The sequence below is a fragment of the Melioribacter sulfuriphilus genome (assembly GCF_052656625.1).
Genome location: NZ_JBQXXK010000008.1, coordinates 99,512 through 123,953 on the forward strand (window position 1 = coordinate 99,512; position 24,442 = coordinate 123,953).

Annotated in this window: 21 protein-coding genes and 1 tRNA gene; 13 read left to right on the plus strand and 9 right to left on the minus strand. The window is 36.1% G+C overall.

Annotated features, from left to right (window positions below; all coding sequences use genetic code 11):
- Positions 1 to 26: 26 nt before the first annotated feature.
- Entirely contained in the window at positions 27 to 3,032 is a 3,006-nt protein-coding gene (locus ACUN8G_RS11635) for a TonB-dependent receptor (RefSeq protein WP_437347215.1), read from the minus strand.
- A 1,313-nt stretch (positions 3,033 to 4,345) separates the two neighbouring features.
- Between ACUN8G_RS11635 and ACUN8G_RS11640 the strand changes: the two genes are divergently transcribed.
- Both ACUN8G_RS11640 and uxuA read left to right on the plus strand, forming a co-directional pair.
- Entirely contained in the window at positions 4,346 to 5,167 is an 822-nt protein-coding gene (locus tag ACUN8G_RS11640; protein WP_437347214.1) for an SDR family oxidoreductase, read from the plus strand.
- A gap of 3 nt (positions 5,168 to 5,170) precedes the next feature.
- Positions 5,171 to 6,388 carry a mannonate dehydratase gene (gene uxuA, locus ACUN8G_RS11645; protein WP_437347354.1) on the plus strand — a complete coding sequence of 406 codons (1,218 nt, stop codon included), beginning with the start codon at positions 5,171 to 5,173 and terminating at the stop codon, positions 6,386 to 6,388.
- 42 nt (positions 6,389 to 6,430) lie between these two features.
- Here uxuA and pta read toward each other — a convergent pair whose 3' ends face one another.
- Positions 6,431 to 7,414, minus strand: coding sequence for a phosphate acetyltransferase (gene pta, locus ACUN8G_RS11650; RefSeq protein WP_437347213.1), 984 nt, complete (start codon positions 7,412 to 7,414; stop codon positions 6,431 to 6,433).
- 120 nt (positions 7,415 to 7,534) lie between these two features.
- Here pta and ACUN8G_RS11655 point away from each other — a divergent pair, with 120 nt between their 5' ends.
- The 6 genes from ACUN8G_RS11655 to mdh all read left to right on the plus strand — a co-directional run bounded on the left by ACUN8G_RS11655 (position 7,535) and on the right by mdh (position 14,415).
- Positions 7,535 to 8,587 (plus strand): AI-2E family transporter, encoded by a 1,053-nt coding sequence (locus ACUN8G_RS11655; protein WP_437347212.1) that lies wholly within the window; start codon positions 7,535 to 7,537, stop codon positions 8,585 to 8,587.
- A 30-nt stretch (positions 8,588 to 8,617) separates the two neighbouring features.
- Entirely contained in the window at positions 8,618 to 10,015 is a 1,398-nt protein-coding gene (locus ACUN8G_RS11660) for an MBL fold metallo-hydrolase RNA specificity domain-containing protein (RefSeq protein WP_437347211.1), read from the plus strand.
- A complete protein-coding gene (locus ACUN8G_RS11665; RefSeq protein WP_437347210.1) occupies positions 10,002 to 10,988 on the plus strand; it encodes a fibronectin type III domain-containing protein in 987 nt (328 codons plus the stop codon). The genes ACUN8G_RS11660 and ACUN8G_RS11665 overlap by 14 nt, the downstream gene beginning before the upstream one ends.
- Position 10,989: 1 nt before the next feature.
- Entirely contained in the window at positions 10,990 to 12,912 is a 1,923-nt protein-coding gene (locus tag ACUN8G_RS11670; protein ID WP_437347209.1) for a hypothetical protein, read from the plus strand.
- Between the two features lie 57 nt (positions 12,913 to 12,969).
- A complete protein-coding gene (locus ACUN8G_RS11675; protein WP_437347208.1) occupies positions 12,970 to 13,383 on the plus strand; it encodes an ATP-binding protein in 414 nt (137 codons plus the stop codon).
- A gap of 66 nt (positions 13,384 to 13,449) precedes the next feature.
- On the plus strand, positions 13,450 to 14,415 hold the full coding sequence (mdh, locus tag ACUN8G_RS11680; RefSeq protein WP_437347207.1) for a malate dehydrogenase: 966 nt from the start codon (positions 13,450 to 13,452) through the stop codon (positions 14,413 to 14,415).
- 29 nt (positions 14,416 to 14,444) lie between these two features.
- On the opposite strand, the gene rpmA is transcribed toward mdh, so the two are convergent.
- Entirely contained in the window at positions 14,445 to 14,705 is a 261-nt protein-coding gene (gene rpmA / locus ACUN8G_RS11685) for a 50S ribosomal protein L27 (protein ID WP_437347206.1), read from the minus strand.
- 12 nt (positions 14,706 to 14,717) lie between these two features.
- Positions 14,718 to 15,026, minus strand: a complete 309-nt coding sequence (gene rplU / locus ACUN8G_RS11690) for a 50S ribosomal protein L21 (protein ID WP_437347205.1) — start codon at positions 15,024 to 15,026, stop codon at positions 14,718 to 14,720.
- Between the two features lie 573 nt (positions 15,027 to 15,599).
- Between rplU and ACUN8G_RS11695 the strand changes: the two genes are divergently transcribed.
- The 5 genes from ACUN8G_RS11695 to ACUN8G_RS11715 all read left to right on the plus strand — a co-directional run bounded on the left by ACUN8G_RS11695 (position 15,600) and on the right by ACUN8G_RS11715 (position 19,446).
- Positions 15,600 to 15,673 (plus strand) — tRNA-Arg (locus ACUN8G_RS11695).
- A gap of 119 nt (positions 15,674 to 15,792) precedes the next feature.
- On the plus strand, positions 15,793 to 17,310 hold the full coding sequence (gene zwf / locus ACUN8G_RS11700; protein WP_437347204.1) for a glucose-6-phosphate dehydrogenase: 1,518 nt from the start codon (positions 15,793 to 15,795) through the stop codon (positions 17,308 to 17,310).
- Positions 17,310 to 18,038 (plus strand): 6-phosphogluconolactonase, encoded by a 729-nt coding sequence (gene pgl / locus ACUN8G_RS11705; protein WP_437347203.1) that lies wholly within the window; start codon positions 17,310 to 17,312, stop codon positions 18,036 to 18,038. The genes zwf and pgl overlap by 1 nt, the downstream gene beginning before the upstream one ends.
- Positions 18,039 to 18,279: 241 nt before the next feature.
- Positions 18,280 to 18,720, plus strand: coding sequence for a nucleoside deaminase (locus ACUN8G_RS11710; RefSeq protein ID WP_437347202.1), 441 nt, complete (start codon positions 18,280 to 18,282; stop codon positions 18,718 to 18,720).
- Between the two features lie 78 nt (positions 18,721 to 18,798).
- Complete coding sequence (locus ACUN8G_RS11715; protein ID WP_437347201.1) at positions 18,799 to 19,446, plus strand: adenylate kinase; 648 nt, start codon at positions 18,799 to 18,801, stop codon at positions 19,444 to 19,446.
- Positions 19,447 to 19,506: 60 nt separating this feature from the next.
- Here the strand turns inward: ACUN8G_RS11715 and ftsE are convergent, their stop codons facing one another.
- From ftsE to rho, 5 genes are read right to left on the minus strand one after another with little or no spacing between them, the layout of a single operon-like run.
- Positions 19,507 to 20,181 (minus strand): cell division ATP-binding protein FtsE, encoded by a 675-nt coding sequence (ftsE, locus tag ACUN8G_RS11720; RefSeq protein WP_437347200.1) that lies wholly within the window; start codon positions 20,179 to 20,181, stop codon positions 19,507 to 19,509.
- Complete coding sequence (locus tag ACUN8G_RS11725) at positions 20,175 to 20,909, minus strand: class I SAM-dependent DNA methyltransferase (RefSeq protein WP_437347199.1); 735 nt, start codon at positions 20,907 to 20,909, stop codon at positions 20,175 to 20,177. Before ACUN8G_RS11725 ends, ftsE begins: the two co-directional genes overlap by 7 nt.
- Positions 20,899 to 21,876: a 4-hydroxythreonine-4-phosphate dehydrogenase PdxA gene (gene pdxA / locus ACUN8G_RS11730; RefSeq protein WP_437347198.1), complete on the minus strand. Its 978-nt coding sequence runs from the start codon at positions 21,874 to 21,876 to the stop codon at positions 20,899 to 20,901. Before pdxA ends, ACUN8G_RS11725 begins: the two co-directional genes overlap by 11 nt.
- Complete coding sequence (locus ACUN8G_RS11735; RefSeq protein WP_437347197.1) at positions 21,877 to 23,112, minus strand: GWxTD domain-containing protein; 1,236 nt, start codon at positions 23,110 to 23,112, stop codon at positions 21,877 to 21,879.
- 4 nt (positions 23,113 to 23,116) lie between these two features.
- Positions 23,117 to 24,364 carry a transcription termination factor Rho gene (gene rho / locus ACUN8G_RS11740; RefSeq protein ID WP_437347196.1) on the minus strand — a complete coding sequence of 416 codons (1,248 nt, stop codon included), beginning with the start codon at positions 24,362 to 24,364 and terminating at the stop codon, positions 23,117 to 23,119.
- Positions 24,365 to 24,442: the final 78 nt, after the last annotated feature.

The following is a 24,442-nucleotide window of genomic DNA, read 5'->3' on the forward strand; positions in this document are numbered from 1 at the left end:
TTTTTTACACCAACATATAAGGCACATTAGAGTGTGTACCTTAAGTTAAGTTCGAATACCCTTGGTGAATATAACGTGGATGCTTCGTTATCAAAAATAGGACCGTCCACTGTCCTTCGGAATTTTCTATAATTTTTTATTGGATTATGGAATATATTAATACCACTCAAAGATATACTTAAGCCTTCGATAGGCAGTTGTTGCTTAATTGTGAAATCCCATTTGTAGATATTCCCCGTGAATTGGTCTTCTTCTGGTCTCTGGCCTACAGAAGTAATTACATTCCCCTGCATATTGAAAGAAATACGTCCGGAAAATCCTTTATAGTCAATACCGAGCGCAATATTCAATATATCGTCACCCTGATTAATCAAACGAGCGGTTCTTATTGTATCCGTAGTCACATAATTTTCTCTGAATTTTTTTCTGCCGGTAATTGGATCAATATATTCTTCGCGGATTACTTGATTAATTAGTTGTTGATAATCCATTTCAGACCATACTCTTGTATAGTTGATATTCAAAACGAGCGAATTAAACGGTTCCGGCAAATACCAGAAGTTTGTTTGCCAGTCAAACTCAAGACCTTTTATTTTTGCTGGATCAGGATTGTTAATATATGTATCAACTCTATCCGATCTTGCAGGAGGAGTAATTCCCTGAGATACCCAGAATAAAGAGTCAGGGAAACTAACACCATAATAAGAAAGATTTTGATAGTAGATATTAGTCTGGAAGAATACATCATGAATTTCTTTATAAAATCCTCCAACTGTAAACAAACCAATTTGGTTGTTATAAAATGACAAATAGAGGTCGTAATTTGTCGATACTGCAGGTTTTAAATAGGGATTTCCTGCACGACTTGTAAGACCGGGTGAGAAGTAAACATTTGGAAGTATTGCCCGGAAATCGGGTCGTGATATTGTTTTTGAATAAGCCAATCTTATATCAGCCCAATTAGTAAACTTGTAACGAATTTGAGCGTTGGGGAAAAAGTTGTTATCATTTCTGTCAACCGTATGGAGAGTATCAATAATTCTACCATTTCCGTCAACGGGATGCGTTACATAAAAATTAGTAGCATTATAGTTCATGTTGTAATACTCGTATCTGCCACCCAATATCATTGATAGTTTCGTTCCAAGATTTAAAGTGCCCATTAAATATCCTGCTGAGAAAATTTCAGCACCACTGAAATCATCCGAAACTGTCCCATCTTTATGAACAGCTTGCCCCCACCCTGAACGTGCTCTTGTATAGAAGTCGTCAAGCATTCCGATGTTAAATGCATAGTTATAGGGGTGATCGCCATTCAAGAAATATTTCCCTCTTGAGTAATCTTTATTCTGAACATCGGTAAAGAGAAGTTGATTTTGGTTACTGAGTGTTTTACCCGGAATGAAATCTCTTACATTAGCATAGAAATCTTCATCGCCTGTTCGTTTGTACCAGCGATTCAGGTCATTTGAACGTGTGGTTCTGTTGAATTTACCGCCGACCTTAAAAGTTGCTGAAAATTCGGATGTAAATGAAACAGGAATAGTAACATCGAGTTGAGTATTGTATATATGTTGTTTGAAAGCCACCTCACGAATTACTGCCCAATCAGATATATCGGCTCCCTGATAGTCAGCAGGGTCAATCTCAATATTTAATATTTCGGCAGGTGTGATAGTATTTCTTAAATTAGAATATGAAATTTTATTACCATTTTCATCATAGCCAAATGGGGCACCAGCAGCATTTGCAAAATTAGTATTATCTCCAGGATCGCCATATCTTATATCGGTGTTGCGATCACTAAATGAATGAGAAAGCGTAAATTCTCCTTTTATATCGCCGAAATTATATTCTAACTGAAGCGCATTGGCTAACAATGTCCTCTTGTATTTGTCTCTGTTAAGTGAATAGATAACTCTATTGTTTTGCAAGTCTAGTTGAGTATTGTGAGTTGCATTGTCGTTCAATCCCCTCGAAATAGTATTTTGAAGCAATATTTTACCGGCGGGCAATTTATAATCGAGTATTATACTTCCACCGTATGTAGATGTTATATTTTGTTGATCTGAATATGTAAAATTATTCAGACGGTAAGGAGATTCTCCGTAAGGTAAAAATTCATATCTTTCATACCCTGAGGAGATCATATCTAAACCGTCGTCAAATCTGTCAGCGTTTCCTTGAATAAAGACCCCAAGTTTATCATCGAAGTATCTGTTGCTTACGCTTGCCCAAAATCTGTAATTACCATATGTCCTATCCTGGTGATTTAAACTTCCCTGAGAAAGCATGTCGAAATGAAAACCGGAAGGAGCTTCGCGTAGTCTTAAATTGACAACGCCACCAATAGCATTTGCGTCCATATCAGGCGTTACTACTTTAACTACTTCAATACCGGCAAGCATATTGGCGGAAATAAATCCAAGATTTGTGGCGCGTGTATTGACGTCGGTTGATGGCAGTTGAATACCATTAATTAATATAAGATTCTGTTTTGCCTGAACTCCTCTTATAACAACCTGGTCGCCATTCATCAACGATAGACCTGGCAGTCTGCTCAGCGCCGTTGCTGCATCAGCGTCGGGTAATTCGTGAATTTTTTCTGCTGAGACTACATTCTTGATTGTATTAGATGTCAATTGTTGGTTGATTGCAGCTTTTTGTCCCTGTGCTTGAGCTGTAATTATAATTTCCTGACCCTCAATTGCCTGCGTTGTAAGAGCAACATCGAGCTGCACTGTTCTGTTTGCCTGAACTTCAACAGTATATACTTTGGACACATATCCAATGTAACGGAACGATACTTTATATGTGCCCGGCTCAATTTGTGCAATTACATACTTACCTTCTAAATCAGTTGCCGACCCCAAACTTGTCCCGACCAATAGAACATTTGCTCCTACTAAAGGCTCGTTCGTAGTTGAGTCGATTACGGTTCCAATAATTCGACCCTTCCCTTGAGCTTGAGTCATATTTATTGAGGTTAATAAGAATAGGATAGTAAAAATAACTTTAGAAATTATCTTCATAACACTCCCCGCTTTATTAATTATTATTTTGAAAAATTACTACTCTATAAGAATTTCTATTTTTGTTATCTAGAATAACATTTCCCTCAATACCCTATTATAAGTGATTAACCGAAATTAAACCGTTTTTTAATTGTTACAATATTCATTGTACCGTTTCAATATTATGGAAATTCGTTCAAGATGTCAAGAAAATTTTATCATTAAAACAAAGAAATTACTTAACTGTTTAAGTAGAGCAAACCTTTTGTAATCGAATAACGGATGCTTTTTACAGATGTTCAAAAATCTTATTACTCAATGCCATGTCCTGTAAGTCATGTTGATTTGAATTTTACAGCTGCAATGATTATCGAAAGAAAAAAATTTTTTTCTGAATATCTGGAAAGGATTGAATTTCAAGTCTTAAGTTTGCTCTTAAATTCTAGACATTTTTCTCGGGTTAGCTTAAGAATTAAGATGGTTAACAGTGCTGTACTGCAATCCATATTGATAGTATTACAATTTTCTACCTTTTTATTGAACAACTAAATTAGTTACAGCATTATATTACAACAGATTGCTAATATACCTGGTTGCGAAAGTAACTTTTATCTATTTTAATTTTGGATTTTGCGTTTTGATTCCGTTTTGCTAAGCTCAACTAAATCAAATGATAAGCTTTCAATATGTTTATTTCGTTTTATGTAACTAATTCTTCACATTACGATATAATAACTTGAATCAACCAATGATTTACTAAACTCCTGCTAAAACAACCTCGCAAATTAAATTTACGAATGATATTCGAGACTAATAAAATAAATAGTATCGAATATCCCTTCATAATTAATTATCTGCTTATTGAAAGCGGTAAAGAATATAAAAAATTACTTTCAAACTGTGAGAAATCAGGCTTCTTAATCTTTACTAAAGGATGTAAGTATTAACCCTTACGTTTTTCAGTTCCGATCGAATTAGAATCCCAAACCTTTTAACCTGCTGTGCTGACGGCCTCTAATTCTGTTCTATCTGAGAAACAATCCCCTTAGATTCAAATTGCCCGCCTTTAATTTTGTTAATAAATTTTCTGGCAGAGTTCCTTTTCCCGAAAACGGTATATAAATTTATGTCTTCATCTATAAATTTTTGACAATAACGCCATACCAGAATAAAAAATCTTTTCACCTTGTATTAGTATTGAGCACTGATGCAAAAATAATTTTATAAATTTACTCTAATTTTGTCTTATTGAATCGGTTTAGCTATATTTGATATCAACTATTTTATTCAAAAATTTATTGAAAATTCACAATTAATTCGGATTACATCTAATGGAATATATAAATACACTTTTTAGTATCGAAGGAAAAGTAATTTTAGTAACTGGAGGCAGCGGTATAATTGCGACTGCAATTACAGAAGGTCTCCTTAAATGCGGCGCAAATGTAATACTTATCAGCAGAAACGAAGAAAAACTAAAACAAATCTGTAATTCATTTAAAGAACTCGGAAAGATCGATTATATTAAATGTGACGTATTGAAAGAAGTTGACGTTGAAAATGCAAAAGAACAAGTACTCAAAAAATACGGTAAGATCGACGTCCTGATAAATGGAGCCGGTGGCAATCTTCCCGAAGCTACATTAAAGCCCGAAGAAAATATTTTCGACCTCAGTTTTGAAAATTTTAAAAAGGCTGTCGACTTAAATTTACACGGCACAGTATTGCCAACGTTAAAATTTGGACTGCCAATGGCAAGGAATGGCAGCGGTTCAATTATTAATATTTCTTCGATGGCAAGTTTAAGAGCAATTACGAGAGTTGCTGGATATTCTGCTGCCAAAGCAGCTGTGGATAATTTTACACGATGGATGGCAATGGAACTTGCTTTGAAATTTGGTGACGGCTTGAGAGTAAATGCAATTGCGCCAGGATTTTTAATTACAAATCAGAATCGTACTTTACTTACAAACATAGATGGTTCCCTCACCGATAGAGGGAAATCAATTATTAAAATGACGCCGTTCAAAAGATTCGGTCACCCTGCAGAATTAGTCGGAACTGTAATCTGGCTGGCTTCCGATGCCTCTAAATTTGTTACAGGCACTGTAATTCCAGTTGACGGCGGATTTAGTATTTTCAGTGGAGTATAAATGATGGACTTTAAAGATAAAATCGGATTTATCTATTCGTGGCGGTGGTTCGGGCCTAACGACCCACTTACTTTTGATGACATTAAAATTGCAGGAGCTACTGGAATTGTTACAGCACTACACCATATTCCCACTGGCGAAGTCTGGCCACAGGAAGAAATATTAAAAAGAAAAAATGAAATTGAAAAACCAGGGCTGAGCTGGGAAGTTGTAGAAAGTCTGCCAGTACACGAAAACATTAAAAAGAAGAAAAAAAATTACAGGCAATTGATTGAGAACTATAAAACTTCCCTGATTAATCTCTCCAGGTGTGGCATTAAAAGAGTTTGTTATAATTTTATGCCTGTACTCGATTGGTCGCGTACAAATCTAAAAATACATACTGAGGACGGAGCAATCGTCTCGGGATTCGAATCTCACGTTTTTGCGGCATTCGATCTTTTCATTTTAAAGAGAAAAGGTGCTGAAAAAGATTACTCTGAAGATATTATCAAAAAAGCTGAAGAGTATTTTGCTAGTATCGATGACAACGAAAAGCAACGACTCGTTGACACAATTTTGCTCGGCTTGCCCGGTTCTCTTGAAGCCTATACACTTGACGAGTTCCAAAAAGCACTAGATGACTACAAAGAAATTAATGACATTACCCTCCTTGAAAATTTAAAAGACTTTTTGAAAGAAATAATACCAGTCGCTGAAGAAAATGGGATACTGATGGCAATTCACCCGGATGATCCTCCGCGTCCTTTGCTGGGATTGCCTCGAGTAGTAAGCACATGCGACCATCTTCTCGAAATAATAAACAGTGTAGATTCCACTTCTAACGGGATCACTCTCTGTACAGGTTCACTCGGATCGGGAGTTCAAAATAACGTAACAGAAATAACAGCTAAATTAGCTCACCGTGTTAATTTTGTTCACCTTAGAAATGTAATTATCGACGCTGATGGAAATTTTCGAGAGAACAATCATCTGGAAGGGTCGGTGGACATGTATAACGTAGTAAAAATTCTTTTGCTTGAACAAAAACGAAGAATGGAAAATGGAATAGAAAATTACCGTATGCCCATGAGACCCGACCATGGAAAAACGACAGATTTTGACAGAGAAATTGAAAAACTTCGGAATAAAAAATTTTATCCAGGTTACTCCTTTATCGGAAGATTAAAAGGTTTGTCTGAATTGCAAGGTTTAGAAATCGGAATAAAATATTCGTTATGAAAAGTTGCTGTCCCTTCTTGCAAGAAGGGACAGCGCAAAAAGTTAATCAGCCATAAGGCAGGCAATTGCAACAGTATTCACAATATCATCCACTTTACATCCTCTCGATAAATCAAAGAATGGTCTTTTTACTCCCTGATTAATTGGACCAACAGCCTCAGCACCTCCTAATCTTTGAGCAATTTTATAGCCAATATTGCCTGCATTTAAATCGGGGAAAACCAGTACATTAGCACGGCCTGCAACTTCACTGCCAGGCGCTTTTTTCTTACCAACTGATTCAACAATTGCTGCATCGAATTGGAGCTCGCCGTCAACTTTCAAATCGGGTCTTTTTTGCCGTACAAGTTGCGTTGCAGTTCTCACTTTATCTACAAGTGGATGTTCAGCGCTGCCTTTTGTTGAAAACGAAAGCATGGCAATATACGGTTCTTCGCCAGTTAATTTTCTATGATTCTCTGCAGTCGAAATGGCAATATCTGCCAGTTGATTTGGGTCGGGATCGGGATTAACTGCGCAATCTGCGAAACTATAAACTTTATCGGGATAAGCCATCAAAAAGAAACTCGATAAAATTGAAATCCCTTCTTTCAAACCGACACAAAAGATTGCAGCACGTGTAACATCTGCAGTTGTAGCAACAGAACCTGCTACACTTCCGTGAGCCATCCCCTCTCTGACCATCATCCCTGCAAAGAAGATATCTCTTTTGACAGTCTCACGAGCTTCTTCAATTGTTATCCCCTTATGTTTTCTCAAATTATAAAATATATTAGCAAAATCACTTAACTTATCTGACCTCTCCGGGTCGATAATTCTTATGCCGGTTAAATCTATTTTTAATTCCAACGCCTGTGTACGTATCTTCTCCTCGTTTCCGAGCGTTATAACTGAGGCAATGCCTTCCTTTGTAATTATCTCAGCCGCTCTTAGTACTCTCTCGTCGTGTGATTCCGGCAATATTATGGTTCGCTTCTTTTGAGAAGCTTTTTCTCTCAGGTTTTTCAATAATGCAATTTCAGACATTTTTTCTCCTAATTTTTTTAAATTTTTATCTGTAAATATAATTAAAATGGACAATTTAGTTTGAATAATTCCTCTTTTTAACGATATTTTGGGAAAGATAATTCGTTTTTGAAATTATAAATGGAAAACAAACATACATACTCTCTAACTACTTTATTTACCTGGATTCTTACCATATCGATTGCAGCATTTATTCTCTATACTTTTGCAGAAATCTGGATTATGCTAATTATCGCACTATTGCTCTCGATGATATTTAAACCGATTGTGGATTTTATCGAAGCTCAAGGAATTAAAAGGACATATTCCGTGTTGATTGTTTTTGTATCGACAGGCGTAATTAGCATATTTGGAATTTCAATAATACTTCCCAAAATTGTTCACCAGATGAAACAAGTAATTAACCTAATGACTCCAGAAAATCTGGATAATACATTAGGACAAGTTGAAAAAGTAATACATAGCACTCTCCCCTTCCTCAGACCGATTAATCTGTCCGAAAAAATAAGTGCCGATTTGCAAGGAATGTTTAATGTATGGATCAGTGATCTTACTAATATCGTCGAAAGTTTATTTGCTGTAATAGCAATTTTAATAATTGTACCGTTTGTTACTTACTTTTTATTGAAGGATAGTACACTGTTACTAAAAGGCATAATAAATATAATGCCGAATAAATATTTCGAAGTATCATACTGGGTAATAAGAAAAATATCGCTTCAGCTCAGCAAATATGTAAGAAGCTGGATATTCGATGCCATGATTGTAGGGATTATGAGTGGTCTGGGCCTGGCAATACTCGGAATCAACAATTCAGCTTCAATTGGGTTTGTAGCAGGCGTAGGACATCTTATACCATATTTCGGTCCGATTATTGGTGGACTGCCGGCAATATTAATATCAGTAGTACAATTTGGAGATTTTTCGATGCTACCTAAAATAATATTAATGTTCCTGGCAGTCTATGCATTGGACAACGGCTTTATTCAGCCAAACTTATTTTCCAAGAGTACGGACATCCATCCGCTGGGAATAATTATATTAATCTTAATAGGCAGCAAGTTGCTCGGAATAATTGGGATGCTGCTTGCGGTGCCCACCGCCACGGTAATCAAAACCGCGGCAAAAGAATTTTATTACGGTTATAAGAATTATAAAGTTATCAGAATGTAACAACCGAAATCTTCTAAGATAAGGAATATCATGAAAATTCAATTTATTGGTGCAGCTCAAACCGTAACCGGTTCAATGCATTATATCGAAGCATGCGGCAAAAGATTTCTAATTGATTGTGGACTTTATCAAGGTAAAAGGAAACTGGCATTTGAACTCAACCGCACTTTTGATTTTTTCAATCCGGCAGAAATCGATTTTGTAATACTAACTCACGCTCATATCGACCATTCAGGCAATTTACCTACACTGGTAAAAAAAGGATTTAACGGCAAAATCTTTTCCACATTTGCCACTCGTGATCTGGCGTCAATCATGCTTTTGGACAGCGCTCATATACAAGAGAAAGATGTCGAATACGTAAATAAAAAAAGAAAGAAACGGGGACAAAATTTATTCGAACCTTTATATACTCAAACCGACGCCCGACAAACGCTCGAATTGTTCGTCGGAATAAATTATCATCGTGAATTTGAGATTGTGCCAGGAATCAAGTTGACTTTTTTCGACGCAGGACATATTCTCGGCTCAGCATCGCTTTTCCTTACAATTAATGAAAACGGGACATTAAAACAGATTGGCTTTTCGGGTGATCTCGGCCGTCCAAATTTACCTATATTAAGAGACCCGGAAAAAATTCCCGATGTTGACTATTACATTTGTGAATCGACTTATGGTAACAAAACGCACGACAATCCAGAACATACTGAAGAAAAATTAGCTGAAGTTATTAAATTAGCCTGGGAAAGGAAATCAAAAATAATAGTACCGGCCTTTAGTGTCGGCAGAACCCAAGAACTTGTTTATGCTATTCATCGAATATTCGAGAATAAAATGGCACCTGAAATACGAATATATGTAGACAGTCCATTGTCGGTTAACGCGACAGAAATTTTCAGGCTTCATCCCGAATGTTTCGATTTTGAGATCAGCCAATTTTTAATCGATCACAAAGACCCTTTCGGATTCGATAAATTGACTTATATTAAGGATGTTGAGGATTCAAAAAAGCTCAATACGACTTCTGGTCCATGCATGATAATCTCGAGCTCCGGTATGTGCGAATCCGGAAGAATCTTGCACCACTTAGCAAATAACATCGAGAACCCGGACAATATAATTTTAATCGTCGGTTATACTGCAGAAAATACACTTGGCCGAAAAATTGCCGAAAAACAATCGCCCGTTAATATTTTCGGCGATGAATACCAGCTCAACGCCGAAGTAATAGTCATGGATTCATTTAGCGCCCACGCCGATACAAACGAACTGTTTAATTACGTATCGCGTTTTGATAAAAGTCGACTTCGAAATATATTTCTGGTACACGGTGAACTGGAACAACAAATACCGTTTAAATCAAAGCTGCTTAATGCAGGATTCAAATCCGTAATTGTTCCCGAAAGGGGATATAGTGAGGAGTTGTAAAAACATATTATTTTCAATTACAATTTTGTTGACTGTAGCTTGCCGAGAGAACGAACCTACACAGCCTGGCGGAGAATCTATACCACCTCTTCCTCCGATAAAGTTTGGAGTCTATTCAGCTTTCGATGGTCTGGTTGGTTTATCCTGGAGTAAAAATAATGAGCCCGATATTGATGGCTACCTGGTATTCCGCAGCATTAACGATACATCTAACTTTATCAATATAGCTTTTACTTCAAACAATTATTATATCGATAGGAATCTCGATTACGACTCAACATATTTTTATCGTATTGCTGCAAAGGATATTTACGGCAACATTAGCAACTTCAGCAATACAGTGTCAGCTCGCCCCTTGAATATATTCCCTCCTTACAATCCAGTTTACTTATTTGTTTATGGCTACAACCGCGCTGGGAAACCAGAAATCGAAGTTTCGTGGTCACCTGCTTACGACAGCGACATCAGTCATTACGAGATCTTTAGAGACACCGTGGACAATTTTTCAATTAACAATCATTCACCCATTAAAGCTTCTTCAAATAATTATTTTCTTGATACTAATAGCATTGAACTTTTGAAAAAATATTATTACAAAATTGTAAGCGTTGACAAAGGAGGACTCAAAAGCAACGGTACCGACGCTGTTTCAGATTACGTACTCAATGCTCCTATTCTTCTTTATCCCGAAGATAATTCAACTGTTATTTGGCTGGATAAATTTGTATTTAAAGCTGCTTCTGCCCCAGCTTCATACGATTTGATTATACAGACGAGCGAGAACGGGGGAATGATAAATAGCATTTCTCTTTTCGATGTCAAACCCGATACAATTTATACTGTAAAAGCTGATAAAATATATCTTAAACCTTATATTAAGTACTACTGGAAAATAATTAGTTACACGAAAGATAAAAGACCAAATTCAATCAGTAAAACATTTTCATTTTTTTATAATCCCGTGCAAAATTGACTTGTTAACAAAACTCAAAATATTATCCGTAATCATTTATATATCATTGATAATGTGGACGACCCATACTTTAGCCGATGCCCAAGTTTTGAAGGACAGTTCTTTTTATTCCATAAATTCTTTATCCGAAAAATTGCTTAGAAACTCAGTCGACAAACAGCTAAACACACACATATTCAACACACGGCTAAGTTACAATTATATCCTTTCCGACCTTTTTGTTGGGCTCGAAGAAAATTTTAATTCGACAGTTGTTAAGTCTGCCGATAAGAACATAAAAGACGAGCAATACTTTAGACTTTTGTTGCGATACAAATTTAATAATTACTTCAGAACTGGAATACTTTTTTATAATAATCTTTACAAAGACAATCGCCCGCTATCTATCAACAAAACATACGTTACGCAAGCTACTTTTTTTGCGGGGTTTCAGCCTTGGGAAAAATTTGAAATGACGGCTTTCGGAGGTAAATCGTCAAACAATCAAATAGATGAAACAGACAACGGATTAGTCTATGGCGCCGAAATTAACCTAGCTCCAACTAATATCGATGAATTTATCTTCTCGTCGTTTATGAAATTTCAGAACGAAGATATTTCGCCGAGGAAAAATTCCTTTCGGTATGTAAAATTCGAATTGAATAACGAACTTGAAAATTTGAGAAATTTTATTTCATTCAATTATTCCGTACAAAAACGCGATTTTTATTTTAAAGCCGACAGTATTACTTCTTACGAATTCGGAATTAACAACAACATACAATCACGAGATGAAGCTAACTATCAAATTATCGACAGGCTTACATTTGGTCAATCAAATTCACCTCTGAAAATGGGATTGCTTGGAAAGCTTTACTGGAAACAGGTGAAAAGAGTTACCAGGTATGTTAGTATCATTAACACAACAAGCAGCTCATTCGATTCTGAAATTCAGGAAATGAATCTGGAACTTGGTTCAAATGTAGACTATACAACTGACAAACTGAAAGTACTATTTAAATTTACTTATTCAGAGCGAGACGAGAATCACAAGCCCCGTGAAATTGAAGGATTAAGTCAGATTATTTTCAATCAAAGAGCCAATACAGAAGCACTAAAAAATAACTTTTCGAAAATTGCTCACATTTCACTTTCTTCATTATACAAAATCACGAGTAATGATTTATTAACTTTTAATTTATACCACAGGAAACTGCAGTACGACACACCGAGTGCCGAAAACTATGACGATAGAGACGAGCTTCTAAGCACCGCCACATTAACCTATCTGAAAAAACTCAGTCGGATTTTTGCGGCATTCATTAATCTGGAAGGTACGTTCAATAAAACTGTCTATATTTTTTCCCAGAGAAGTTCAAATAATAATGTACAGAGAATACTCAAATTAGGCACAGGTGGGATAATTGAATCGAACAAATTTCGTTCTGTAAATACCGCCGAAGTTTCTGCCAACTATACCGTATTCGATTATGAAAAACTAAATCCGAACTACAAAAGTTTTTCATATCGCCATCTTTTGCTCAAAGACTCTACATTAGCAGCTGTTTTCAACAATATAAATTTTTTTGTAACAACCTATATTAAATTTTCGGAACAAGGGGATTTCAACTGGGATAATTTTTCAGCAAGTCCTATAAGATTTTTATCCGAATTTTATGCGGAGCCCAAATTAATTTTTGACATCGAAGGTTTGAAAGTTGGGTTCGGCATACGATATTTTTTGCTGGATGCATATAATTATGCTAGTGGTCTTGAAAAGAAACTTGCATCCACATATAAAAGTATTGGTCCCATTGCCTCGGCGCGTTATATAATCAACAACAAGATAGATTTCACATTCGACGGAATCTATGAATTCATATCATCATCAAACAATAACAGAAATGTGATTAATTTCAGTATGAATTTAAATTATCGATTATAATTTGCACCAGTAAAGATTGTGTTTTATTTTTATAGAGTCTTTTATGGAGCATCTAATTTGACAGAGAAAATATGTTATAAAGAAATTCCGAGCGACAGAAGTTTGCTGCCTGCATTGGACGAATTTATTATCGGCGTAGCGAAAGACGCTGGACTGTCAGAAGACAAATTTAACAATCTGTCGTTATCTTTTTCAGAAGCTGTTTCAAACAGTATTATCCATGGTAATAAAAACGATCCCGATAAAAGGATTAGGATTACAGTCAAGGTAGACGATTCAAAGATGATTATAATTATTAAAGATCAGGGGAAAGGGTTTAACCTCGATTCAATTCCGGATCCAACGAAGCCGGAGAATCTACTTAAAGAAAGCGGGCGAGGAATTCATATCATCAAATCTTTCGTAGACGAATTGAGATATAATTTTACCAGCGAAGGAACTGAAACCATTCTTGTGCTGAACTTAAAATAAATATTTTACTTATAAGGCATATTTCCTATATTGTATCCACAAATCCAATTAAAATAAGGAGCAGCCATGCCTAGAAAAAAAATTGCACTTATTGGAGGGGGACAAATTGGCGGCGTTCTCACTCAATTAATAGCATTAAAAGAATTAGGGGATGTTGTTTTATATGATATTGTCGAAGACCTTCCGCAGGGGAAAACACTGGACATAGCAGAAGCCTCGCGAGTTGACCAGTTCGATCTATCAATCAAAGGCACGAATGATTATAAAGATATTTCTGGCTCAGACCTCGTTATTATTACGGCTGGACTACCAAGGAAACCCGGCATGAGCCGTGACGACCTGTTAACTACCAATGCTAAAATAATGAAAACAGTCGCCGAGAATGTTAAAAATTACGCACCTGATTCAGTTGTTATAGTCATTTCTAACCCTCTCGATGCAATGGTAACGTTATTCCAAAAAGTTAGCGGTTTCCCAACCCACAGAGTTATGGGACAAGCAGGAGTACTCGATTCTTCCCGATTTGCATCATTCATAGCCTGGGAATTGGGAGTATCGGTTAAGGACGTAAATGCTATGGTTCTAGGCGGACATGGGGATACAATGGTTCCGCTGGTACGATACGCAAATGTAAATGGTATTCCAGTTATGGAAATGCTGGAACGAAAGTACAATGATGCCAACAAGGCAAAAGAAGTTATGGATGCAATAGTTCAGAGAACACGTATGGCAGGTGGCGAAGTTGTAAAACTGCTTAAAACAGGTTCTGCATTCTACTCTCCTGCAGCTTCGGCAACTGCAATGGCAAAAGCTATTTTGCATGATGAAAAAAGATTGCTACCTACCTGCGCATATCTCAATGGCGAATTCGGTGTTAAAGGATTTTATGTGGGCGTTCCCGCAATTTTAGGCGAAAAAGGCGTTGAAAAGGTTGTTGAACTCACACTGAATGATGAAGAACAAGCAATGTTTAATAATTCTGTCGACGCTGTTAAAAAATTAGTAGATGATATGATCATACTTGGCTTTTAACAAAAAACCCTCCTTTAAGGAGGGTTTTTTTATGAAAGAGTTTCGTAGACGCTTACGTACTTTCTGTTGTTTTTCTTGCGTTCAAACTTAACATAACCGTCAATTGTAGCAAAAAGAGAATGATCGCCAGCTAACTTAACATTTTTCCCCGGATGAAAATTTGTACCCTTCTGACGAACTAAAATTGAACCAGCTGTTACTCTTTCGCCGCCAAAAGCTTTCACTCCTAAATATTGCGGATTACTGTCGCGACCGTTTCTCGATGATCCCTGTCCTTTTTTATGAGCCATTTATTCCTCCTTCTATGCTATCTTTGTAATTTCAATTCTTGTTAATTGCTGACGATGCCCGTTTTTCTTTTCGTACGATTTTCTTCTTTTCTTTTTGAAGACTATCACTTTCTCATCCTTTACGTGCTCTAATACTTTAGCATGCACCTTAACGCCTTCCACTTTTGGAGCGCCGACTTTAATATTTTTATCGTCGTTATACAAAAGAACCGTATCGAAAACAACTTCGGATTCTGGCTCTTTATCTAATTTCGGAACATAAATTTTTTTGTTCTCCGTTACGATAAACTGTTGCCCAGCGATCTCTACAACAGCAAACATTATTCCTCCAAATTATCATTTTTTTGAAACGCTAATATACTTAAAACTTTTTATAGTTGTCAACTCTTAACACAACAGGAAATTTTATTTTCTAAAATTAAAATAAGGAAAAAATCTTTGTATAGCTCAAAATACTTTCGGGGCGGTATATTATTTACAATCGAGTATGCAATTTTATTACATAAATTTTCACAAATCGAATAATAAAAAAATTCAAATTTGCGAGGCAGAATACACTAATAAAAACAATAAGAATCGATGAAATAATTCTACTTTTGTATCTTCAAGGTAAAGCATGATGTATTTCTTTAATTCAATACTGTAAATTGGAAATGCAATTAAATATCTGACGCAGTTTTCCGCAAAATTGAATATTTACTTTTATCGTTTTATATTTGTTGCACTTTTTTTAATTTTTGTATGAAATTGCGTTACTTTTTAATGTGTCGGCATGTTCTTTAGACATGTAATCTTGTGATTATCTCATTATTTAAATGAGCAGCACAGACTATAGACTAAAATAAGAATCTGGTAAAATAAATTCTTAGAAATCATGTTTTTTGTTAATTATTTGCACCCGTAGCTTAATTGGATAGAGCATCTGACTACGGATCAGAAGGTTGGAGGTTCGAGTCCTCCCGGGTGTACGAAAAAAGCAGACTTACACTTAAGGTCTGTTTTTTTATTTTAAGAGAAAGATTTTAGGTCATTGAACTGATACTTTTCGGAATTAATTACATCTTATCGATATTTCGTTTGAGTAAATATGAACAACGATAGACATATTTATACAATATTCGGTGCATCGGGCGATCTCACAAAACGCAAATTAATACCTGCGCTCTACTCGCTTTATTTACAGAACCTCTTGCCAGATAAATATATAATACTCGGTGCAGCTCGTAGTCGTCTTACTGACGACGATTTCAGAAATATTATGAGGGAATCGATCCAGAACTCAGAAGAAATAGAGGACAAATCATTAATCGATGATTTCCTAGTACATTTATTTTATATTAATTTAGATTACAATAACTATCAGGATTATATACGACTAAAAAGATACATAGAAGAACTACGTACAAGATACGAGATACCGGGGAATTCTATTTTCTATTTATCAACTCCACCATCGTTATACAGAATTATTCCAGTCAATTTGGCTGCCGCAGGACTAAATACTACAGATGACGGCTGGAAAAGATTGATCATAGAAAAACCATTTGGTTTCGACCTGGCATCTTCAATAGAATTAAAAGATATCTTGCTTAAGGATTGGAAAGAAGAACAAATATTCCGCATTGATCACTACCTTGGGAAAGAAACCGTTCAAAATGTACTTGTTACTCGCTTTTCTAATGGAATATTCGAACCTCTCTGGAACAGAAACTACATCCACCATATTGAAGTTACTGCTGCAGAAAATATCGGAATTGAAAATAGAGGCGGTTATTACGATACAATTGGTGCATTGAGAGACATGATTCAAAATCATTTACTACAGTTAGTCGGTTTAATTGCTATGGAACCCCCCTCCTCACTTGAACCGCTTTCTATAAGAAATGAAATCCTGAAAGTGTTCCAATCTTTGCGGCCAATAAGGAAAGAAGATATAACAAAATTTACTGTTAGAGGACAATATGTAACTTCCGTTATTAATAATGAGGTTGTTAAAGGTTACAGGGAAGAAAATAATATAAAACCTGATTCAAAAACAGAGACATTTGCAGCAATAAAGTTTTTTATTGATAACTGGCGCTGGGGTGGCGTTCCTTTTTATATCAGAACAGGGAAAAGGCTTCCTACGCGCGTAACAGAGGTGGTAATTCATTTCAAGCCGACACCACATTTTCTGTTCAAACGAAATAATATCCAGGAAGCTTGCAATAAATTAATATTGAGAATCCAGCCGGATGAAGGTATGCTACTCGAAATTGGGATCAAAACTTCCGGGGCCGGTTTCGAAGTACAAAATATCGATCTCGACTTCAGGTACTCTGAGCTGGCGCATCAGCGAATTCCGACTGCCTACGAAAGACTACTTTATGATACGATCAGAGGTGATAATACACTCTTTGCACGTACTGAAGAAGTAATTGAAGCGTGGAAATTTCTCACTCCTATACTGGAAGAATGGTCAAATAATCCAGACGTACCGCTCTACGGTTACCCCGCCGGTACATGGGGACCAAAGGAAGCTGATAATCTATTCGAAGACGAAAATCAAACGTGGCATTTCCCGTGCCGCAATTTAACAAACAGCAATCTCTATTGTGAATTATAATGAAAAATGAAAAACTGATCATTTTCACTGACATTGATGAAATAGCCCGATTGGCCGTTGATTATATTAATAGTCAAACAAAGAATTTTCAGCCTCAAGCTTATTTTACCATTGCACTTGCGGGTGGAAATACTCCAAAAAGGTTGTTCAAAAAAATTGCTGAAGACTATAGTAAAAATATTGCATGGGAAAGGATAAAATTATTCTGGGGTGACGAAAGATGCGTACCGCCTGATAACGACGAAAGCAATTTTAAAATGACTTACGATAATTTATTAAAATATATCGATATCCCTCATGAAAATATTTTTAGAATAAAAGGCGAAAATGATCCAGCCAAAGAAGCTGCAAATTATTCACAATTATTAAAACAAAACTTACGCTTTAATAACGGACTTCCCTCTTTCGATTTAATGATGTTAGGTCTGGGCGAAGACGGACATACAGCTTCAATTTTTCCCGATCAGTTAAATTTGCTTAATGCCGAAGATTTCTGTGCTGTAGCCGTTCATCCTGTAAGCGGTCAAAAAAGAATTACGGTCACAGGTAAAATTATAAATAATGCATCAAAAATTATTATTCTCGCAACCGGCATAAAAAAGGCAAAAGTGCTTGGTGAACTACTTCATCATAAACCTGGAGCTGAAAAATATCCTGCATACTTTATAAATCCCACAAACGGAAAATTAAGATGGATTGTGGACAAAGAAGCTGCTAGTGAATTATAATCAACTAATCCTACGATTTAAATCACTAGTAATATAAAATTGCTCCTGAATTTATATTCATTCTGTTGAATTAGATTTTAATGCAGATATTTGTGTTGTAGATATATTTAACTGCCACACACTATAAAATTTCATTCATTTATAAATTGAGTAATAACCTGAAATAATGTTTCCTGCATTATTATATTTGTAAGAAATAATATTTGAGAAAATGATATTTCCGGAATTTGTATATAAGAATATGTTTTCTGCGCTACAGGAAGCAGAAAAAGCATTTGAGGAAAATGAAGTACCTATTGGGGCGGTTGTTGTTTATCAAAACAAAATTATTGGGCGGGGCTACAATCAGACCGAGCGTCTCAAAGATCCTACCGCCCATGCAGAAATGATTGCAATTACTTCTGCCGCCAACTATTTAGGCGATTGGCGTTTGAATGAATGCGACATTTATATCACTGCCGAACCGTGTATAATGTGTACAGGGGCTTTACTCCTCTCGAGAATTAAAACAATCTATTTTGGTACATACGAACCTAAATTTGGTGCTTGCGGTTCCCTCCACAATTTAATCGAAACAGGAAATTATAACCACAAACCGAAAGTTTACTCAGGAATTTACGAGAATGAATCGAGGGCACTTCTGGAAGAATTTTTTAGAAGGAAACGAAGTCTGAAAAACTGAGATGTAATTTGTTAATTAGGACATTTATAACTAATTTTCGCAATCAAATTTTTTTATTCACAAATAAATATAGTTGCCATGCAGATAATAATATTCGGAGCCCCTGGCGTGGGGAAAGGAACTCAAGCTAAAATACTCGCTTCAAAACTCAACTTGGCTCATATTTCTACGGGCGACATCTTACGAGATGCAATCAAAAATGAAACCGAACTCGGCCTTAAAGCCAAGGAAATTGTTCAAAGCGGCGGACTGGTTCCCGACGAAATTGTAGGTGGTATTGTAAAAGAAACCCTTCAACAGGAAAAATGCAAAAACGGTTTTATTCTTGATGGATTTCCAAGAACACTCCCTCAGGCTGAGATACTCACCCGCATTCTATCTGAATTAAATAACGAAAAATTGTATCTCATCAAACTCGAAGCCGACGATAATGTAATTATCAGTCGACTATCGAATAGACTCGTTTGCAACAAGTGCGGCTTTATAATCAATAAGGACGCACTGAATGAAAACACTAAATGTCCTTCTTGTGGTGCCGAAGACAGCTTTGTTAAAAGAAAAGACGACGAAGAAGAGGTAATAAAAAACCGGCTTAAAGTCTACCACGAAACTACAGAACCTGTTTTCAAATACTACCATGACAAAGCGGAAATTATTGAAGTTGATGGAACAAAATCGATTGAAGAGGTAAGTAAGGCAATTCTCGAAAAATTAGGCCGCAACTAACATACCTGGCAGTCTCGTCTATAGATAAAATATTTAGTAAACAGGATTGAGACTGCCTTTTTAATTTTCTTTTTTCTTTAAAACAACTTTAACAGCTTTACCATTATCCAATTTCAATATTTTTGCATTGTAAGCGCGAATCAACTCGTAGTTATGTGTAGCAAAAATAACGGAAGTGCCGCGTGAATTGATTTTTTTTAATATGGAGAGTATTTCATCGGCAGTTTCAGGGTCGAGATTTCCGGTCGGCTCATCAGCCAATATTAAGAAAGGATCGTTTATAATGGCTCGAGCAATTGCAACTCTTTGTTTTTCACCTCCTGACAATTCATCAGGCATATTCTTCTGCTTATGAGTTAAGCCAACCTCAGAAAGAGCGTTCATTATTCGCCTTTTTATTTCCTTCCTATGAGTACCTGTAACCTCAAGCACAAAAGCAAGGTTATCGTAAACGTTCCGGTCGCTTAATAACTGAAAATCCTGAAAAATTACTCCAATTTTTCTTCGAAGATATGGAATATCCTTTGTTTTAATTGAATCGGACGAGTATTCACCAACCTGCACATAACCGGAATCCGGAAAACAATCCATATAAATTAATTTCAAAAGGGTTGATTTACCTATTCCGCTTTTTCCAATTAAAAAGACGAATTCGCCTTGTTCAACCTGTAAGTTTAGATCCTGAAATACAGGCTGATTCGAATATGAAAAATCTACATGGTTAAATATCAACATGACTTTTTCTTTAATATAAATTGTGCTCTTTCTGAATCCTTCTTTACATCGTTGAAGGTAAACGCATCAAAACAATTTACAACATATAGTCCGGTAGAGTCGATCAGTTCCAGATATTCTTCAATACTGTAAATCCTCTGCCGATGCTCTTCATAATATTTAGTTCCATCTTCCATTATTATTTCAAAATTGTTGTAATGAATTCTCTCTTTTTTATCGTAATAACTTTTTTGAGTATACTTTATCTTTCCGTATTTACCACTCCTGTTAAGATATTTTGCATTCTTAATACTGTTGAACTCCAAACTAACATCAAAAGTAAAAATGCCAGTGGTTTCCAGACACCTCTCAACTTCGGCAAAGAGCATTTTAAGCTTTTCTTTTTCTGTAAGATAATTAATGCTATCAAATGTTGAAAAAATAAGATTGAATTTATTTTTAAATGGTAATAATGTCATATCACAACAAACTAATTTAACCTGAGCATTGGCAATACTAAGCATGTCGTATGAACTATCGATTGCTACATAATCAGTGAATTTATTAGATAAAAGACGTGCTAGTTCACCTGTACCGGCAGCCAATTCGAGAACTTTACAATTTTGTGTATCGAGCCCTGCAGCAATATCCAATAAATATTTGGCCCAATCATTATAATCGATTGAACGCATCAGATGCCCATAAATTTTTGCCAGTGCAGAATATTGAGGCACCTTTCTACTCTTCATTCTTTTTTCTGTTTCGAATAATTTTTTCGGCCCATAAAATAGCTTCAACCATGCTCCTTTCCATTGCCACTCCTTTCCCGGCTATATCAAAAGCTGTACCGTGGTCGGGCGACGTTCTTACAATCGGTAAATTTGCCGTATAATTCACTCCAGTATTGAAGTATAGCATTTTGAATGGAATCAATACCTGGTCGTGATACATCCCAACTATTCCGTCATATTTCTTATATAACGCAGCACCAAAAAAAGCATCTGCGGGGAATGGACCATCAACAAAATTAAATAAATCCACCACGGGTTTAATAATCAATTTTTCTTCTTTACCAATGAGTGCATTTTCACCTGCATGAGGATTTAAACCAAGCACTGCAATCCTTGGATTTTTTAGACCAATATCATTTGAAAGAACTCGATAGAGTATTTCGATATTTTTTTTCAATACTCTTTTATTAATCATCTTCGGTACATTTTTAACGGGGACATGGATAGTCAACAAAGAGCAAATCATTTTTTCAGACAGGAAGACCATCGAATAATCTTTGGTAGCGGTTAGATGCGCTAACAGCTCCGTATGGCCGGGGAAATTGATTCCCGCCATCGAAAGTGCTTCTTTGGAAATGGGAGCAGTTACAATTCCGTCGCACAAATTATCTTCGACTGCCTTAACAGCTCTGAGAATCGCGTAGTATGAAATTTCACCGGATTCTTTAGAAGGCTTGCCTGCAGTCAAACGAGCTTTACCTAAATTACAAATATGAATATTAAATTTTCCATTCGCGTGTTCTTCGTTTTCTATTACGTCATACGCAATGTCGACATTCAATTTTTTTCTGTAATGCTCAAAAATATTGTGAGGAATGTAAATAAAAAAATTACGACGACGGGATGCTAATCGAAAAATCGCTTTCAATATTATTTCAGGACCAACTCCGTTAACATCGCCACATGTTATTGCAAATTTTGGCATTTATTTCTCTAATCTGTAATTACCCAATCCTTTTTCGTCGACAAATATAAATTGCTTGTCAATATTTTCATAATACCAGTATTCTTTCACTATGCTGTCGGAATAATCCCTTTCGATCCGATCAGGTTTACCAAATTTTATATAGACTATTCCACGGTCGGAAAGCGCTCCTTTCTTTTCTGTCATTGTGGAAAAGTTATTCTCGGCATAATCCGCTCGTCGGTAAAACTCATTCATCAGACCGTTATAAACTGATTCTCCTGAAGGATAATGTTTATTCCAATATTCGACAAGACTGTTGAACAGCGTTCCTAAAGAATTCTTCTTTATTTCAACTGCTGCATCTTTACCAAATACAGCTTCCATAATATCGACAGCGTAGCGGACGTCGTGCAATACAGTAGGTTTATCGATCCAGCATATTTCAAGAAATGTTTTGTACAACAACGAATCATTTTTATATATGCTTAATTTTGCTTTGCCTTCATAGAGGTGACTGCTTTTACTATTGATCAATACATAAGAACCGTTGCCACTTTTAGTCAGCAAATATAGATCGTTATTACATTTATTGATCGATAGAAATCCGTTATGAATTTTATCGATTAGAGTATCAGAAATGACTTTTTGATTTTGCTCAATTTTAATCCTTAAATTTTCTGAAGCAATATCATTACTCAAGGGTATTATCAAGCCGTAATTCCTTGATGAAAAAGGAATTTGATTTCCGTAATTAGCAATTAAATAACCCTCGCGTCCATCACAATCATACTCCCTTAAATCAATTATTACGGGATCAAAATATTTTTCATCAGTACGTATAAATATCGTATCAAGAATCTCGGTTTTATTACTGTTCAGATACGATACTGTAGGTATTAAATAATAGTCACCATTTTTTATCAAGAAATGTGTAAAAGCCTGCGAATAATCTGTATTGCTTTCCGTTTGTTCGTAAGATTTTGCAATTACTTCTTCGGTTATCGTTTTCCTCTCAACGAAGGGGTCTTTTTGAAACAGTTCGAGTGATAACGAATAACCTGACACATAGTTATTTTGCTTTTTTATAAAGACGAGTCTTTCGTAAGGAATTCTGATGGATATGTAAAGATAATTTGAGTCAGCAACACGCAGCAAATTTTTCTCGATAAATAGACCTGCGTGACACTGAGCTGAGGATTCACTCTTAATTAAAAACAAGAATATAATCGACAGTAGAAGTGTTAACCTGGTCATCTGGTTAACTATTCATGCTGGCTAAGAATTCTTTATTATTTCGTGTGCCTTTCATTTTATCCAGCAGAAATTCCATAGCTTCTGTAGGATCTAAGTCGGATAGAAGTTTACGAAGGATCCAGACTTTATTTAGTTCTTCTTCTGTCATGAGCAATTCCTCTTTACGCGTACCGGATTTATTAATATCGATAGCCGGGAATATTCTTTTATCGGATAATGTTCTGTCGAGAACTAATTCCATATTACCTGTGCCTTTGAATTCCTCAAAAATTACTTCGTCCATTCTGCTGCCGGTATCGATTAATGCAGTTGCAATAATTGTAAGGCTACCGCCGTCTTCTGTATTTCGAGCCGAGCCGAAAAATCTTTTTGGTTTATGGAGTGCATTTGCGTCGACGCCACCGGATAGGATTCTACCGCTATGTGGAATTACTGTATTGTGAGCGCGTGCCAGTCGCGTAATACTATCGAGCAAAATAACCACATCGTCTCCGGCTTCGACCATTCTTTTAGCTTTTTCGATTACCATATTGGCAACCTGAACGTGTCTTTCAGCTGGTTCGTCGAAAGTGGAACTTATAACTTCAGCCTGCACCGAACGTTGCATATCAGTAACTTCTTCGGGGCGTTCGTCAATTAAAAGCATTATTATCTTTACGTCAGGATGATTTCTGGTAATAGAATTTGCAATTTTTTGCAGCAGGATAGTTTTGCCAGCTTTGGGTGGCGACACAATCAATCCCCTCTGCCCTTTGCCAATAGGTGCAATCAGGTCGACAATTCTCATCGAGTATTCGCCTGGAGCAGATTCGAGTTTCAATCTCTTTGTTGGATAAATTGGAGTAAGATTATCGAACAGTGTGCGCTCTCTAATAGCTTCAGGATTCTTACCGTTTACAGCTTCAACCCTCAAAAGGGCAAAGAAACGTTCACCTTCTTTGGGTGGCCTTACCTGACCACTTACAAAATCTCCTGTTCTTAAACTAAATCTTTTTATTTGGGAAGGTGATACATAAATATCGTCGGGCGAGGGCAAATAATTGTAATCCGCAGAACGCAAGAAACCGTAACCGTCGGGCAACACTTCGAGTACACCCTTTGAAAAAGTTAATCCGTCCTTTTGAGATTGTGCTTCGAGAATTTTGAAAATTAATTCCTGTTTTCTCAAATCGCTGTATCCAGTAAGACCGAATTCTTTTGCTATTTTATAAAGGTCAACGATTTTTTTTGATTGCAATTCTGATATGTCCATTGGCATTTCTATTTTCCTGCAGATTGTGATTAATTTAAATGGTATTTTTTATGGGGTTTTCAGAGTCAATTCTTATAT

What these genes read in the sequence shown, in the direction of transcription:
- ACUN8G_RS11635 (WP_437347215.1), bottom strand. Translation starts at nt 3,032, where the DNA reads ATGAAGATAATTTCTAAAGTTATTTTTACTATCCTATTCTTATTAACC.
- ACUN8G_RS11640 (WP_437347214.1), top strand. Translation starts at nt 4,346, where the DNA reads ATGGAATATATAAATACACTTTTTAGTATCGAAGGAAAAGTAATTTTA.
- uxuA (WP_437347354.1), top strand. Translation starts at nt 5,171, where the DNA reads ATGGACTTTAAAGATAAAATCGGATTTATCTATTCGTGGCGGTGGTTC.
- pta (WP_437347213.1), bottom strand. Translation starts at nt 7,414, where the DNA reads ATGTCTGAAATTGCATTATTGAAAAACCTGAGAGAAAAAGCTTCTCAA.
- ACUN8G_RS11655 (WP_437347212.1), top strand. Translation starts at nt 7,535, where the DNA reads ATGGAAAACAAACATACATACTCTCTAACTACTTTATTTACCTGGATT.
- ACUN8G_RS11660 (WP_437347211.1), top strand. Translation starts at nt 8,618, where the DNA reads ATGAAAATTCAATTTATTGGTGCAGCTCAAACCGTAACCGGTTCAATG.
- mdh (WP_437347207.1), top strand. Translation starts at nt 13,450, where the DNA reads ATGCCTAGAAAAAAAATTGCACTTATTGGAGGGGGACAAATTGGCGGC.
- rpmA (WP_437347206.1), bottom strand. Translation starts at nt 14,705, where the DNA reads ATGGCTCATAAAAAAGGACAGGGATCATCGAGAAACGGTCGCGACAGT.
- rplU (WP_437347205.1), bottom strand. Translation starts at nt 15,026, where the DNA reads ATGTTTGCTGTTGTAGAGATCGCTGGGCAACAGTTTATCGTAACGGAG.
- zwf (WP_437347204.1), top strand. Translation starts at nt 15,793, where the DNA reads ATGAACAACGATAGACATATTTATACAATATTCGGTGCATCGGGCGAT.
- pgl (WP_437347203.1), top strand. Translation starts at nt 17,310, where the DNA reads ATGAAAAATGAAAAACTGATCATTTTCACTGACATTGATGAAATAGCC.
- ACUN8G_RS11710 (WP_437347202.1), top strand. Translation starts at nt 18,280, where the DNA reads ATGTTTTCTGCGCTACAGGAAGCAGAAAAAGCATTTGAGGAAAATGAA.
- ACUN8G_RS11715 (WP_437347201.1), top strand. Translation starts at nt 18,799, where the DNA reads ATGCAGATAATAATATTCGGAGCCCCTGGCGTGGGGAAAGGAACTCAA.
- ftsE (WP_437347200.1), bottom strand. Translation starts at nt 20,181, where the DNA reads ATGTTGATATTTAACCATGTAGATTTTTCATATTCGAATCAGCCTGTA.
- ACUN8G_RS11725 (WP_437347199.1), bottom strand. Translation starts at nt 20,909, where the DNA reads ATGAAGAGTAGAAAGGTGCCTCAATATTCTGCACTGGCAAAAATTTAT.
- pdxA (WP_437347198.1), bottom strand. Translation starts at nt 21,876, where the DNA reads ATGCCAAAATTTGCAATAACATGTGGCGATGTTAACGGAGTTGGTCCT.
- ACUN8G_RS11735 (WP_437347197.1), bottom strand. Translation starts at nt 23,112, where the DNA reads ATGACCAGGTTAACACTTCTACTGTCGATTATATTCTTGTTTTTAATT.
- rho (WP_437347196.1), bottom strand. Translation starts at nt 24,364, where the DNA reads ATGGACATATCAGAATTGCAATCAAAAAAAATCGTTGACCTTTATAAA.